Genomic DNA, 13202 nt, shown 5'->3' with positions numbered 1-13202 from the left:
TAAGTGTTTAGAGAGATTATATGAGTCTTGATGTTTATAAGTTTGACGAATCAGTATTGGGTGTTTCTAGCCCTGATCCGCTTCGTTTTGCGTTTGCAAAAAAGCATTCTGCACATGCCGGTGGAAGTTCAATTCCGGTCGATCCGAGTAAGAAGTTAGAGATCTTTGATGAACTGATGCTAATTGAAGGGAAAAAACAGGATAAACGTTGTTTGTATATCCATATTCCTTTCTGTCGCGTGCGGTGTACGTTCTGTAACTTTTTCCAAAATGCTGCAAGCCGCAAACTAGTGGATGAGTATTTCGATGCACTAATGGTAGAGCTGAAGCAAAAAGCCAGAACCCCTTGGGCGCAATCTGGATTATTTCACGCCGTATATATTGGCGGTGGAACACCAACCGATTTATCTCCTCAACAAGTAGAGCAGTTAGGCAAGGCTATTCGCCAATATTTCCCACTGGCAAACGATGTGGAAATGACCTTGGAAGGGCGCATTAATCGATTTGGCGATGAAATGTTTGATCGTGCACTAGAGGGTGGCTTCAACCGTTTCTCATTCGGTATTCAGAGTTTCAATACTCAGGTTAGGCGCAGTGCTAAGCGCTTAGATGACCGAGAGGTTGTGATGGAACGTATCAGTTCACTGAGCCGTACTGAACAAGCGCCTATCGTTCTTGATCTGCTATATGGGTTACCACATCAGTCGATGGAAGTGTTCCAACAAGATTTAGAAGACTACATGTCTACTGGGGCACACGGTATTGACCTCTACCAACTGATTGTTTCGGGCAATGCACCTATGCTTAATCTTGTTGAGAAAGGAAAAATTCCACCACCGGCCAATACGCCAGATAAAGCGAGCATGTACTTGGCGGGTGTCGAGTTCATGGCAAAAAATAAGGTCAAGCAACTGAGCGTGAATCATTGGACTCGTGATAACCGTGAACGCAGTATTTATAACAGCTTAGCGAAAACCTACGCCGAAGTTCTGCCTATTGGTTGTGGCGCTGGTGGCAACATTGGTGGCCACGGTGTGATGCAACATCGAACTTTAGACAGCTACATGGAGTCTATAAAGCAAGGTCAACTGCCAATAGCCATGATGACGAAACAAAGCTCATTAGAGCCAACTTTCTCTTCATTGAAGGCCGGTTTTGATTCTGGTGTTGTGAGAAGAAGTACCTTACCGACCTTTATGGGGCAAGACACGTTCGATTATCTGAAGCCTCTGTTTTTGCATTGGGAAAAGAATGGTCTAGTTGAGCTTTCGGAAGATTATCTGACCCTCACTATTGCTGGCAGCTTCTGGGCAGTAAGCCTCGCTCAAAGTGTGATTCAAGTGCTTAACGCTGAATATCAGGCTATGCACCCTGCGCCGAAAGCGTCAGCTTCGGGCGTTCACCCGCATGTAAGTTTGAAGCACGCTTAATATCGAATTTTTAGTTTATAACTTACGTAAATTACTCGTTTATACGGAACATATTCAATGACAGATACAACATTAGAAATGACAGAAACTCTAGAACAACGTGTAGCTCTAATTTTAGAAGAAGAGCCAAAACTACTGCCGACAGCAATTGCTGAGAAGCTAGGTGTTTCAGAAGTTGAAGTGGTTGCTGCTTTTCCAAACGACATGGCGGTAATGCTAGATGGCAGCCGTGCTCAAGAGATTCTAGAAGGTTTAGTTGGTTGGGGCCCTGTGACCACTATCGTGCATTCATTTGGTTCTATCTTTGAAGTAAAAGCACCATTCCCGAAAGGAAAAGTAGCACGTGGTTACTACAACTTGATGGGCAAAGAGGGCGAGCTTCATGGTCACCTAAAGCTTGATAACGTTAAACATATCGGTTTGGTGAGCAAGGCGTTCATGGGTCGTGAAAGTCATTACTTCGGCTTCTTCAGTGAAACCGGCGAGAACATTTTTAAGATCTACCTAGGCCGCAATGAAAAGCGTGAGCTGATTGCCGACCAAGTAGAACGCTTCAAAGCGCTAAAAGAACAAGCTTAAGCACAATTAACGGCAAGCTTAAATAAGGTTGCCAGGTCATTAGAACAGTACATCAATGCTCGAGGATCGTTTAGTTTGCTAATGATCGCTCAACCTCGGGCGAAAAATAATAAATCAGAGAAAGTGAAGAAAGGAATTACCCATGGAACAGCAAGTAAAACAAGAACGTCTACAAGGTCGCCTAGGTCCAGAAATTAAAGAATTTCGCCAAGAGCGCCGTACCCTTCAACTTGCAACGGTTGATCAAGAAGGTCGCCCGAACGTAAGTTACGCACCTTTCGTTCAAAACCAAGAGGGTTACTTTGTTCTCATTTCTGATATTGCTCGTCATGCGCGTAACTTGAAAGCAAACCCTCAAGTCTCGTTGATGATGATTGAAGATGAAGAGAGCTCGAAGCAACTTTACGCACGCAAGCGTTTGACGTTTGATGCTCAAGCAAGTGTTGTAGAGCGTGAAACTGAGCTTTGGACTCAAGTGATCGGTCAGATGCAAGAGCGTTTTGGTGAAATCATTGATGGTTTGAGCCAGCTGCAAGACTTCTCTCTGTTCAACCTTAAAGCAGAAAACGGCCTGTTCGTTAAAGGTTTTGGTCAGGCATACCAAGTATCTGGCGACGATCTGGTGGATTTCGTTCACCTGGAAGAAGGCCACAAAAAAGTATCTAACGAGTAATCTCGTTTAATCTAATGTTTAGAGCCCTCTAATGTGAGGGCTTTTTTATGCCTAAATATTGTCGCTGTCTCTTAAGGCCACGTTGTAAATACGAGACTTTAACTCGAGAAAAAGCAGATTAAATCAAAGAGTTTGGTATATTGGCGTCTGATTAATATTAAAGTTTAAGGATCGATACGTGAAACCAGTAAGTCGAGATTGGGACGAGTTCTGTTACCCATTTATTTATGAAGACAGCCCTATCTGTGATTTTGAAATTTTATCGGACGAGCTCTGTTGTCGAGTTGGGTTGGTGCTTTCTTTGGAATTGGAGCCTCAGGTTCGTGAAATCCTGCAACGCCTACAACCGAATATCTATCACTTAAATGGGTCTGTACGTGGGAAACTCGCCATCACAGAATCTGAATTGGTCGAGCTCAAGCAAGATTATCATCATGTTCGTGATCAGCTAGAAGGCGGGTTCAGAGGTTTTGTTTTACCCGGTGGGCATCGAGTATCCAGCGAGCTTCATTTATGCCGCTGTCAGGCTAAAAAAGTCGTGCGAGCATTGGTGAGTATTGAGCATCATGAAAGCAAGAAGTCGCCCGACCCGATTCTTTTTAAATACGCTAACTTAGTGGCGAACACACTTTATGCATTGGCGTCTTTAACCAATCATATCAATGAGGTAGAGGAAGTGGAGTTTGTGAGTAAGAGTTACTCTATGCCAAAGAAATCTTAAGGAAGAGTTCTACACTGATTCATCTCTAATGCTTAAGAAGATAAGAAGCTAAACCATTGAGCAGTATGCCAGGTTTAGCTTCCAAAATAGCGCTTAAGCAGCCGTCGAAGCCTCGTTTAAGACTTTTGCGCCGCGTAGCATGGCTTCGATTAATTCGCCTGCATTGAACTTCTCAAGCGCTTCATGTGCACCCACCTGATTGGCTCGGTCGACACAGATCTCGCTCGATAATGAAGTATGTAAAATACAGTAAGCATGACTCAATGCGCTGTCATTTTGTACTTCAAACGCAAGTTCGTAACCATCTAGCCCAGGCATTTCAATATCACTCACGAGAAGATCAATCGCATTGCCTCTGCTGGCCTCGCGTCGCATCAGATCGATGGCATCTAAGCCGTTATTACAAATGCTGTAAGGGATGTTGATGCTGTCTAAAGCATCTGATAGCTGTTTCCGCGCGATTAAAGAGTCATCAACCAATAAGATATTCAGCGCTTTGAGACGCTCCCTTTCTACATCGGTCAGCATTGGAATATGTGCGTTTTCATAAGCCGGGTAGATCTTAGAAAGTAATAACTCCACGTCGAGCATTTGCACGATACGATCTTCAAAACGCGTAATACCCGTCACAAACACATTACGACCCACACTGGCGGGTGGCGATTCAATGCTTTTCCAATCACATTCAATGATTTTATCAATCGAACGAACCAAAAAGGCCACAACTGTTCTCAAACAGTCAGTAACGATGAGTACACAATCTTGGTATTCAGCGGGTGTTATCGGTCGAAAGCCAATCGCGGCAGACATATCAATGACTGGAACGGTAAGATCGCGGATGGTCACCGTACCAATCACGTGATGATGGGAGTATGGGATTTGAGTCATCGGCTGAAAAGGCACTATTTCTCTTACCTTAAGCGTGCCAATCGCAAAACTTTGAGTAAGGGATAATTTGAACATCAACATTCCCTGTGACTGACTCGCTTTACTGATCGGTTTGGCCATAGTGGCTCCTACTTAATACGCGCTTAATTTATAAGGATTAATTTAAAGGGAAACAGGGGTGTCGGCAAGTCACTATACGGTTTTTAGGGGCTTTAAGGCAGTTGTTTTCGGTTATAGAGTGAAGATTGACAGTTCTTGGGTTAAAATCACGCTAAACGCGCGCTGTCGATGGTTTTATGTCGACAAGTCGTTAGCGATAAACAGAATTACAACAGTCAGTTTATTAACGATGTTCTAAACCGTCGTAAGTAAACTGACCGCAACACACTGAGAATTATCATGGCAAGAACAGCAGCAGCGCTTCATATTTTGGTGAAGCACAAAGAAGTAGCAGAAGACATCATCAAGCAGCTTAAAAAAGGCGCTAAGTTTCAAACGCTAGCGAAGAAGCATTCAACGTGTCCATCTGGTAAAAAGGGCGGCGACCTAGGCGAGTTCAAAAAAGGTCAAATGGTGCCTCAGTTTGATAAGGTTTGTTTCTCTGGCGAGACGCTTGTACCCCACCTTGTGAAAACAAAATTTGGCTGGCACGTCGTGAAGGTTCTTTACAGAACTTAGCTATAAATATGTGTTAGATTGAATAAAAGGAGCGTATATACGCTCCTTTTTTGTATCCATTTTCCGCACTTTAAACGCTTATGTAACTTGGTTGTTCTAAGGCAACCAAAGTTATGTAGCGGCAGTTTAGTGAATCAATGTTGTTTCGAGATGATCTCTTCGAATAAAACTTGGATTAGCTTGCTACCATGGTCAGTGCTCCAGTCTTGCGCCAGTTCTGCAATCAACTGATTGGTTGAAGTTAGGGTAACGCCGTGTTTTTCCATTCTTCTTAGTGCTGTTTCATCAGCTAATGTTGTTGGAGACCCAGACCCGTCAACCACGACCTGTACATTGTAACCTTCAGCTATGGCTGTGATCGCTGGGTAAACAACACATACATCCGTGGTGATCCCTGCAATGATGATATTTTTGCGTCCAGTTGCTTTAACCGCAGCCGCAAAGTTTTCATCTTTCATGCTATCGACAACTCCTCCACGAAGAATACGATTCTCGTAAGCTTCTGGTACTGCGTTAATCAGCTCATCAAAAAGAGGGCCTTGTGCTTGATCTTCCATACTCGATGTTAGGATCAGCGGCATCTTGGTCACATGTGCAGCGCGAGCTAATGCGACCGTGTTGTTTCTGATCTCTTCTAGGTTAGCCGAGCCAACCCAACCCATGGTGCCAACCTGATGGTCGATCAGTAGCATGACAGAGTTTTCTGGAGTGAATGTTGTAGTATTCATAATGGACTTCCTTTTTTAGTTATTGGTTTACTTGCTGGGATTGCAGTTGTTTTATTCGTCTAACACCTGCGATTAAGTTGCTAGTGCTGCTGTGTAATGATGCTCCATTACTAATGAAGTCTTGTTTTAATGGGGTTCCCGAGACGATCACAAACTCAGCATTACTCTCTAATGCAGAGACAGCGATTAGCGATGTATTCTTATCAAACACACCTAATTCACCCGCTGATACGTCTTTACTTCCGACTCTGACAGAGCCATGGCGTACAAAAATAAAGGCTGTTGTCTGTGATGGTTCTCCTGCGTATTGCCATGTGTATTCGGCATCTAAGTTGATGTGTAAATACGTCATATCAACAGGAGTGAGAGCCTTGCTTTGTTTGCCGTTAAATCGTCCCACAAGTACTTTGGTGGTTGAATGAGCCTCTTCAACGACAGGGAGTTGCTCTTGTTGTTGGGTTGAATAAGTGACAGGCCCCAATTCATGTTCGTCTTCGGGTAAGGCAACCCAGAGCTGAAATGCATCCGCAACTTTGTTGTCCGGATGAACGGTCTCTTTGTGCAGCACTCCCGAACCTGCAGACATGATTTGTATGCCTCCGGCTTCTAATAAGCCTGAATGTCCGCCGGTGTTTTTGTGAGCAATAGCACCAATCTGTGGATAGCTTATGGTCGCTACGCCTGAATGTCCGTGAAAGTCAAAACCGGCGGTTCCCTTCACATTCGACATTTTAAAGTGGTCCCACAGCACAAAAGGGTTGAGATCTTTCAGGTTCGATGAGCTTACATAGCTCGTTACGGGGCCGTGATTTCGACCATTTCTGATTTCATGTATTTGTCTAATCATTTTGTTAGTCCTTAAATTTGATTGCTGAAAATAATATTAATAAAAGAATCATTACTTGATTAGATGGTATATTTGGTTTTGTTAATCCCGTTATTAAAGGTAATAAGGATGAATCTGAATGACATCAAGGTGTTCATTGACGTTGTAGAGGCTGGGAGTTTTGCTGGTGCAGGTAAAGTTTTGGATATGCCTTCTACGACGGTAAGTAGGAAGGTGCAGATGCTCGAAGCTGACTTAGGCGTTAAGCTCCTTCATAGAAGTACTCGTAAGCTTTCTATGACAGAAGCAGGGCACCAATACTTCCAATCGTGCCAACAACATCTTGCTGCTCTAGAAGAGGCTAATGAACAGATCAAGCAAACTCAGCTAGAGCCAAAAGGCAAAATTCGTATTACGTCGCCATTAGAATTTGCGATTCAATACGTACAACCTTGGATCGTCGAGTTCTTAAATCAATACCCGGATATCAGTATCGAACTCGATACTTCAGATGACTATATCAACATGGTGGAAGAGCGAATGGATATCGCGTTTCGCTCTGGGACGCTGCAAGACTCTTCGCTCATTGCGAGAAGGATTGGTCCCAAGAAGAATATCTGTTGTGCTAGCCCAGTGTTCCTGACAAAGGCTAAGAAGATCAAAGTGCCAGAGGACCTTCAGAAAGTTAATTGTTTGGTTATGGGCCACTCAATAGCCCATAACCGATGGCATTTTACAAAAGCTGAACAGGCTCATCATGTCGAAGTGACTGGTTTCTACGCGGCGAATGGCGCCAGGTTAATTATCGACTCGGCATTGCAAGGGCTCGGCGTCGCTTATATTCCAATTGCATTAGCGACCCCATACCTTAAAAATGGCCAATTAGTGCCAGTGCTAACTGACTATGACACACCAACCTCAGACATGTTTGTGGTCTATCAATTTCATCGATACATGGCGAAACCGACCCGACTCTTTGTCGATTTTGTGATGGAGAAAGTGACGCCAAATGCGCCTTGGGAAGGTTGATGCGCTTTATTCTGCATTTTGTTTGGATTGTTCGATGTTTGTTTCAGGGCGTTTATCAAGAATATCTCGCCTCAAGGCACTGCCTTTGCAAAAGTATGTAACTGAAGTTCTGTCGTAAAACTGTTGTATCATATGCATCGAATGGAATTTAAATGAGAGCTTATACGCTCCTTTTTTGTCACTTTTTTGCGCATTTAAAAGCACAATGGCTGAGTGTTCATCCCAGACGTCATGCGATAATTGGCACTACGCCCTTAACTATCCGCCGTGACTAATCGGTGGGAGGAGGAGGGTTTTTAATGAGTAACTCATATAATAAATACCATTCTTAAGGAAATTTATGCAGCTTTGCCTTTTAGCCTTTGTATTTATCTAGAAAGCTGTAAACAAGTTTGGTAGGAGAACAACATGGATAGTTCAGCTATGTTAAGCAACCCAGCGACAGATGTGATTTTGCATGCCTTTGACTGGTGCTACGCTGACGTAATGAAGAACGCCCCACTGATCCAAGAATTGGGTTATAAATCTGTTTTAGTATCACCGGCAATGAAGTCGTTACGCGGACCTAAAGGTTGCGACCGTGATTCTGGCACCCAATGGTGGCAGCGCTATCAACCACAAGATTACCGTGTGATTGATAATCAGTTGGGTGACACGCAAGATTTCACTGCGATGGTGAACACGTTAAAGCAACACGGGCTTCGTACCTATGTGGACGTCGTGTTTAACCACATGGCCAATGAGTCGGGTATCCGTGGCGATTTAACGTATCCAAATCAGCAAGACATGGCGTCTTATCAAGAAGATGCTGACTATTACGAATCCATACGTTTGTTTGGCGATCTTTCTAAGCCTTTATTTGATGAAAACGATTTTGTTGAAGCGTTTGGTATCAAAAACTGGAAAGACACTTGGGAAGTACAGAACGGGCGTATTACCGGTGGAGTTAGTGACCCTGGCTTGCCAACGCTGTTAGACAACGACAATGTGGTCGCGCAGCAGAGAGCTTACCTAAAAGCCTTAAAAGAGATTGGCGTGAAAGGATTTCGCATAGACGCAGCGAAACACATGACACTGTCACATCTACGCAAGGTGTGGACTGATGATATCTGCGAAGAAATGCACATCTTTGGCGAGATCATTACTGATGGTGGTGCGACCAAAGAAGAGTATGAGTTGTTCCTTGAGCCTTACCTCAAACACACTCGCTTAGGCGCTTACGATTTCCCTCTGTTCAATACTATCTTCAAATCCTTTGAAGAGCAGGGCAGCTTTAAATCTCTGATCAACCCTTACTGTTTTGGTCAGGCGTTATCGAATATGCGAGCAATCACTTTTGCCGTCACTCATGATATTCCAAATAATGAAGTATTTTTGGATCACGTAATGGGTGAAGTTGACGAGCGATTAGCGCATGCCTTTATTCTTGGTCGAGACGGCGGTGTGCCGCTTGTTTACAGTGAACTGAGTACCAGCGGCATTCTGGATCAGAGTGGTCAGCCTCGTTGGCTTAACGATTGGCAAGCGCCTTACATGAAAAACATGATTCAGTTCCATAACCATGTTCATGGAGAAGCGATGCGTGTGGTTGAGGCAAATGATGATTTGCTGGTGTTTGTCCGTGGCGACAAAGGCATTGTGGTGATCAACAAGTCGAAGCGAAGTAAAACGGCATCCCTGACTTGGACTGGTACAGTAACGGATTTATTGTCTGGTGCAGTGTTTGATTGTGTCGATAAGACGCTAACCATTCAGGTTGAATCTAATCAGTGCATGATGCTGACGACTAATGAGTTCGAACCTGTGACGAGTTAAGTCTGATCGGTTAGAAAGAGAAGTCGAAAAAGAAAGACCCGTTTACTAGCATCTAGTAAACGGGTCTTTTGTTTTTTAGGTTCTTGGCTGAACGTTGGTTAAGCTATGCGTTGATTAACACATACTTCTGTTAAACCGTGAACTTGTTCAATAGTTCATCCTGTGCACGAACATTGTCAGTTTGTACCTGCATTGCCGTGTTTGCTTCTTGAGCCGCGTTAGATACTTGTGTTGAAAGGTCTTTAATCTTAACTGTGTTGTTGTTGATCTCTTCCGCTACTAAGCTCTGCTCTTCTGCTGCTGAAGCAATTTGAATATTCATATCTGAGATACGCTGAATCGCGTCACGGATGCGGTCAAGTGAAGAGTTTGCTTGCTGAGCGCGTTCAACGGCGTCAGTGGCTGTGTCTTTACTTTGGTTCATCGCGTTCGATACTGAGCTTGCACCCGCTTGGAGCTGCTCGATCATGTTGCGGATTTCAGTGGTCGATTCTTGAGTACGTTGTGCCAAAGTTCGAACTTCGTCGGCTACGACTGCGAAACCACGACCAGACTCACCAGCACGTGCCGCTTCAATCGCTGCGTTCAATGCGAGTAGGTTAGTTTGGTCTGCAATATCGTTGATTACTTTAAGAATCGTTTCGATGTTGGCTGTTGCTGATTCCAGTACTTGTACTTCTGCAACCGCTTGGTCGATACGAGCTGAAAGGTTATCAATCGCTTGAGTGGTGTCACTGACTACAGATGTACCGTCTAGCGTTGCTTCGTCAGCTTCACGGGCTGCTGCTGCTGCGCCTTGAGCGTTATTCGCTACTTCTGTTGCAGTCACCGCCATTTCGTTCATTGCGGTTGCTAACTGCTCTAGTTCCTGCAGTTGCGTATTCATCGCGTTTGCTGATTCGCCTGCGCCTTTAACCGTGATTTCTGTCCCGCGCTTAATATCAACACCAATCGCTTTGGATTGAATGATTTGATTTTGCAGGTTTTCTGTAAAGGTATTGAAGCCTTTAGCAAGGTCAGAAAACTCTTTATCTGTGTTGGTGTCTAGTCGTTTGGTTAAGTCACCTTGTCCACTCGCCACGTCTTGAATCGCTTGGTTAAGCACATCAAGTGGACGCATTAACACACGGATCAAAACCGTTAGTGCAATGATGCTGAGAATAACGGCAATCAAAGAGTAGATCATTGAGCTGTTTTTCAAGTCTTCAACGGTTTGGAAAGCAATCGCTTCATCGAGGATTGCACCAATGTACCAATCTTCACTTGGGATGTGAGTGAAGTTAACTAGGAACGTTTTGCCATCGACTTCAATTTCTTGAGACCCTTCACGAATCGTAGCTTGTGGCATATAGCTTGAAAGCGTTTGACCATTGTTGTTAGCGTTCGGATGGGCAATGGTTGTGCCGTCGGCGGTGACGAGGAATAGGTAACCTGCGTCAAACAAATTCACTTGGTTTACCAGGGTTGCAAGGTTAGTCAATTCAAGGTCGTAGAACATACCGGCAGTGAATCGACCGTTGTCTTTCACTGGCGTACCGACAGAGATGATGACTTTTTTACTTGATGCATCCACATAAGGAGCGGTAACAACTAAACTGTTTTTGGATTTAGCATCAATGTACCAAGGACGAATTCGAGGATCGTAATCTGGGCCTGCTTCCCATCCGTCATCATTTTCAATGACGAAACCGTTTGCTTCATAGCCGAAACCAACCGCGAGAAAGCTGTTTTTAAGCTTTGGCTTTTCAAGGATAGTTTTTACGTAAGTACGATCTTCTGGATTGATCTCGATGACTTCAGTTGTTGATTGAGCCAATGCTTTCTTAGCGTTCATCTCTGATACCACGGTGTTCTTAACACCAGCGACCATCTCTTTAACGCTCGCACTGACGTGGTTTTCTACCGCAGTTCTTACGGTGTAAAGTTGTTGTATTGAAAGCAATGATACTGTCACTAGCAGCAAGGCTGATGATGCTGCGACCACCTTATGGCTAAATTTCATTGAGTTTTCCCCTTCTCACTGGCTTTGCTAAGACTAAAGTTAATCGTGTTTTTGTAATTATATATATCGACTAGATTGAAATTTACTTGAATGTAATTTCACAAAATAGATTACAAAAATACAACAACCCAGACAATGTATAATTCACTTAATCACACAATTGTTACTTTTGTTATTTCGTTCAATGAGTTGAAGAGTTGGCTAAGTTCGAGTTCGTGGGAATTGAGAATTTATTAATTAGACGTTTATGAGAGTAGTTTTCTATTTTAAAGAGTAGAGGGCAATAATTAATATGAAATTGAATGATATGCCAATTTTATATATTGACGGAATTTTAAGCGGAGGTGTGAATATATTCAATGTAAATAAAAAGCCTCACAAGAGTGAGGCTTTATAGAATTGCAGATTCATCATGCTATATCAGCTGCGTCTAATTTAGAATATTAGATGCGCAACACCAGCAATAACTGGAAGCGTAATTAGAGTACGAAGAATAAAGATAATGAATAGCTCTAAGATGTTCACTGGAATCTTACTGCCTAAAAGCAGAGCGCCCACTTCAGACATGTAGATCAGTTGAGTTACCGACATTGCAGCGATAACAAAACGTGTCATCTCATTGTCGATAGAAGCGGCGAGGATTGCTGGAATGAACATGTCCGCAAAACCAACGACGATTGTTTCAGATGCTGCTACCGCTTCAGGTACACCAAGTAGCTCAAGGAACGGAATGAAAGGCTGGCCTAAGATTGAGAATACGGAGGTGTATTCTGCAATAACCAATGCCATCGTACCAAGGCCCATAACAACCGGTAGTACACCAAATACCATATCTACAGCGTTACGAATGCCTTCGGCAAATACAGATTTAGCTGATTTAACTTGTGATGCTTTATTTACTGCTAGCTCAAGACCCCAAGAGAAGGTTGAGTGACCTGCAGGGATAGCGTCAGCGTCTTTGTGGGGCTTAGTGCCATCAATGAAGGTGTCTTTCTTCATGCTTAATGGCGGAAGACGAGGAATGATGACCGCTGCCACAATACCAGCCAAACAGATTGCTGCGTAGAAAGGTAGGAACAGGTGCTCTAGTTCTACTTGAGCAATAACCACAAGACTGAACGTGATTGATACCGCAGAGAAAGTCGTACCAACAACCGCAGCTTCACGTTGAGTGTAGAATTTTTTCTCGTATTGCTTGCTTGTCAGTAGGATACCAACACTGCCATCTCCCAACCAGGAAGCCATACAATCGATAGCACTACGACCCGGTAGGTTGAAGATTGGGCGCATCACTTTGCTTAGTAAGGTGCCAAACAGTTCTAGCAGACCAAAGTTAAGCAGTAGTGGCAGTAACAAACCAGCAAAGATGAAGACTGAAAATAGAGTCGGTAATAGCCCTTCTAAAACTAAGCCACCCGTGTTCTCTTCCCAAATAAATTCAGGGCCTACTTGGAAGAAAGCCATGAATGCCGCAGCACCACCAATCACGCGAACCAACAACCACAGTGGAGACGGGTTGAAAAGGCCGTTTAGAAATGAATTTGATGTGATGAATGCAGGCTTGAAAATGGTGCTTAAAACGGAAGCTACAGACATGAAGGCAACGATTGCAGTGATGATAGCTACTAGAGACTCACCGAAAACCGCTTGAATTGATTTGGCCAAGATAGCGACAGGGATGGTTAGATCACCTTGATAGCTAATTGGAGCCATGAAAAGGAACAAACCAATCAATGATGGGATTAAGAAAACCCAGAAACTGCCTTTAGATTTCTCTGGTTGAGCAGTATTCGTGTTGTTAGACATGTTAATTATTCTCGTATTTCTACATGT

Annotated in this window: 12 protein-coding genes; 7 read left to right on the top strand and 5 right to left on the bottom strand. The window is 43.6% G+C overall.

The features are described from left to right. Positions 1–20: 20 nt before the first annotated feature. From hutW to OCV36_RS22585, 4 genes are all read left to right on the top strand, one after another. A complete protein-coding gene (gene hutW, locus OCV36_RS22600) occupies positions 21–1430 on the top strand; it encodes a heme anaerobic degradation radical SAM methyltransferase ChuW/HutW (RefSeq protein WP_135457391.1) in 1410 nt (469 codons plus the stop codon). A gap of 57 nt (positions 1431–1487) precedes the next feature. After that, the gene (gene hutX, locus OCV36_RS22595) at positions 1488–2009 is read left to right on the top strand and encodes a heme utilization cystosolic carrier protein HutX (protein ID WP_016784265.1); all 522 of its coding nucleotides are present in this window, start codon (positions 1488–1490) and stop codon (positions 2007–2009) included. Between the two features lie 142 nt (positions 2010–2151). After that, the gene (hutZ, locus tag OCV36_RS22590; protein ID WP_017074765.1) at positions 2152–2682 is read left to right on the top strand and encodes a heme utilization protein HutZ; all 531 of its coding nucleotides are present in this window, start codon (positions 2152–2154) and stop codon (positions 2680–2682) included. A 178-nt stretch (positions 2683–2860) separates the two neighbouring features. After that, on the top strand, positions 2861–3403 hold the full coding sequence (locus tag OCV36_RS22585; protein WP_135457389.1) for an ATP:cob(I)alamin adenosyltransferase: 543 nt from the start codon (positions 2861–2863) through the stop codon (positions 3401–3403). A 93-nt stretch (positions 3404–3496) separates the two neighbouring features. On the opposite strand, the gene OCV36_RS22580 is transcribed toward OCV36_RS22585, so the two are convergent. Further along, positions 3497–4411: a chemotaxis protein gene (locus OCV36_RS22580; protein ID WP_135457387.1), complete on the bottom strand. Its 915-nt coding sequence runs from the start codon at positions 4409–4411 to the stop codon at positions 3497–3499. A 279-nt stretch (positions 4412–4690) separates the two neighbouring features. Here OCV36_RS22580 and ppiC point away from each other — a divergent pair, with 279 nt between their 5' ends. Then, positions 4691–4969 carry a peptidylprolyl isomerase PpiC gene (ppiC, locus tag OCV36_RS22575; RefSeq protein WP_004731852.1) on the top strand — a complete coding sequence of 93 codons (279 nt, stop codon included), beginning with the start codon at positions 4691–4693 and terminating at the stop codon, positions 4967–4969. 134 nt (positions 4970–5103) lie between these two features. On the opposite strand, the gene OCV36_RS22570 is transcribed toward ppiC, so the two are convergent. Both OCV36_RS22570 and OCV36_RS22565 read right to left on the bottom strand, forming a co-directional pair. Next, a complete protein-coding gene (locus OCV36_RS22570; protein WP_017095634.1) occupies positions 5104–5697 on the bottom strand; it encodes an isochorismatase family protein in 594 nt (197 codons plus the stop codon). Between the two features lie 19 nt (positions 5698–5716). Further along, positions 5717–6544 (bottom strand): pirin family protein, encoded by an 828-nt coding sequence (locus OCV36_RS22565; protein ID WP_065681654.1) that lies wholly within the window; start codon positions 6542–6544, stop codon positions 5717–5719. A 108-nt stretch (positions 6545–6652) separates the two neighbouring features. Between OCV36_RS22565 and OCV36_RS22560 the strand changes: the two genes are divergently transcribed. After that, entirely contained in the window at positions 6653–7552 is a 900-nt protein-coding gene (locus OCV36_RS22560) for a LysR family transcriptional regulator (RefSeq protein WP_017094865.1), read from the top strand. 408 nt (positions 7553–7960) lie between these two features. Continuing rightward, positions 7961–9367 (top strand): alpha-amylase family glycosyl hydrolase, encoded by a 1407-nt coding sequence (locus tag OCV36_RS22555; protein WP_102503633.1) that lies wholly within the window; start codon positions 7961–7963, stop codon positions 9365–9367. Positions 9368–9497: 130 nt separating this feature from the next. Here OCV36_RS22555 and OCV36_RS22550 read toward each other — a convergent pair whose 3' ends face one another. Both OCV36_RS22550 and OCV36_RS22545 read right to left on the bottom strand, forming a co-directional pair. Then, a complete protein-coding gene (locus OCV36_RS22550; RefSeq protein ID WP_135457385.1) occupies positions 9498–11369 on the bottom strand; it encodes a methyl-accepting chemotaxis protein in 1872 nt (623 codons plus the stop codon). A 435-nt stretch (positions 11370–11804) separates the two neighbouring features. Next, positions 11805–13175, bottom strand: a complete 1371-nt coding sequence (locus OCV36_RS22545) for a YjiH family protein (protein WP_017074785.1) — start codon at positions 13173–13175, stop codon at positions 11805–11807. Positions 13176–13202: the final 27 nt, after the last annotated feature.

The sequence above is a fragment of the Vibrio echinoideorum genome (assembly GCF_024347455.1).
GTDB lineage: Bacteria > Pseudomonadota > Gammaproteobacteria > Enterobacterales > Vibrionaceae > Vibrio > Vibrio echinoideorum.
This window is presented reverse-complemented; position numbering and strand designations above follow the sequence as displayed.

What these genes read in the sequence shown, in the direction of transcription:
- hutW (WP_135457391.1), top strand. Translation starts at nt 21, where the DNA reads ATGAGTCTTGATGTTTATAAGTTTGACGAATCAGTATTGGGTGTTTCT.
- hutX (WP_016784265.1), top strand. Translation starts at nt 1,488, where the DNA reads ATGACAGATACAACATTAGAAATGACAGAAACTCTAGAACAACGTGTA.
- hutZ (WP_017074765.1), top strand. Translation starts at nt 2,152, where the DNA reads ATGGAACAGCAAGTAAAACAAGAACGTCTACAAGGTCGCCTAGGTCCA.
- OCV36_RS22580 (WP_135457387.1), bottom strand. Translation starts at nt 4,411, where the DNA reads ATGGCCAAACCGATCAGTAAAGCGAGTCAGTCACAGGGAATGTTGATG.
- ppiC (WP_004731852.1), top strand. Translation starts at nt 4,691, where the DNA reads ATGGCAAGAACAGCAGCAGCGCTTCATATTTTGGTGAAGCACAAAGAA.
- OCV36_RS22570 (WP_017095634.1), bottom strand. Translation starts at nt 5,697, where the DNA reads ATGAATACTACAACATTCACTCCAGAAAACTCTGTCATGCTACTGATC.
- OCV36_RS22565 (WP_065681654.1), bottom strand. Translation starts at nt 6,544, where the DNA reads ATGATTAGACAAATACATGAAATCAGAAATGGTCGAAATCACGGCCCC.
- OCV36_RS22560 (WP_017094865.1), top strand. Translation starts at nt 6,653, where the DNA reads ATGAATCTGAATGACATCAAGGTGTTCATTGACGTTGTAGAGGCTGGG.
- OCV36_RS22555 (WP_102503633.1), top strand. Translation starts at nt 7,961, where the DNA reads ATGGATAGTTCAGCTATGTTAAGCAACCCAGCGACAGATGTGATTTTG.
- OCV36_RS22550 (WP_135457385.1), bottom strand. Translation starts at nt 11,369, where the DNA reads ATGAAATTTAGCCATAAGGTGGTCGCAGCATCATCAGCCTTGCTGCTA.
- OCV36_RS22545 (WP_017074785.1), bottom strand. Translation starts at nt 13,175, where the DNA reads ATGTCTAACAACACGAATACTGCTCAACCAGAGAAATCTAAAGGCAGT.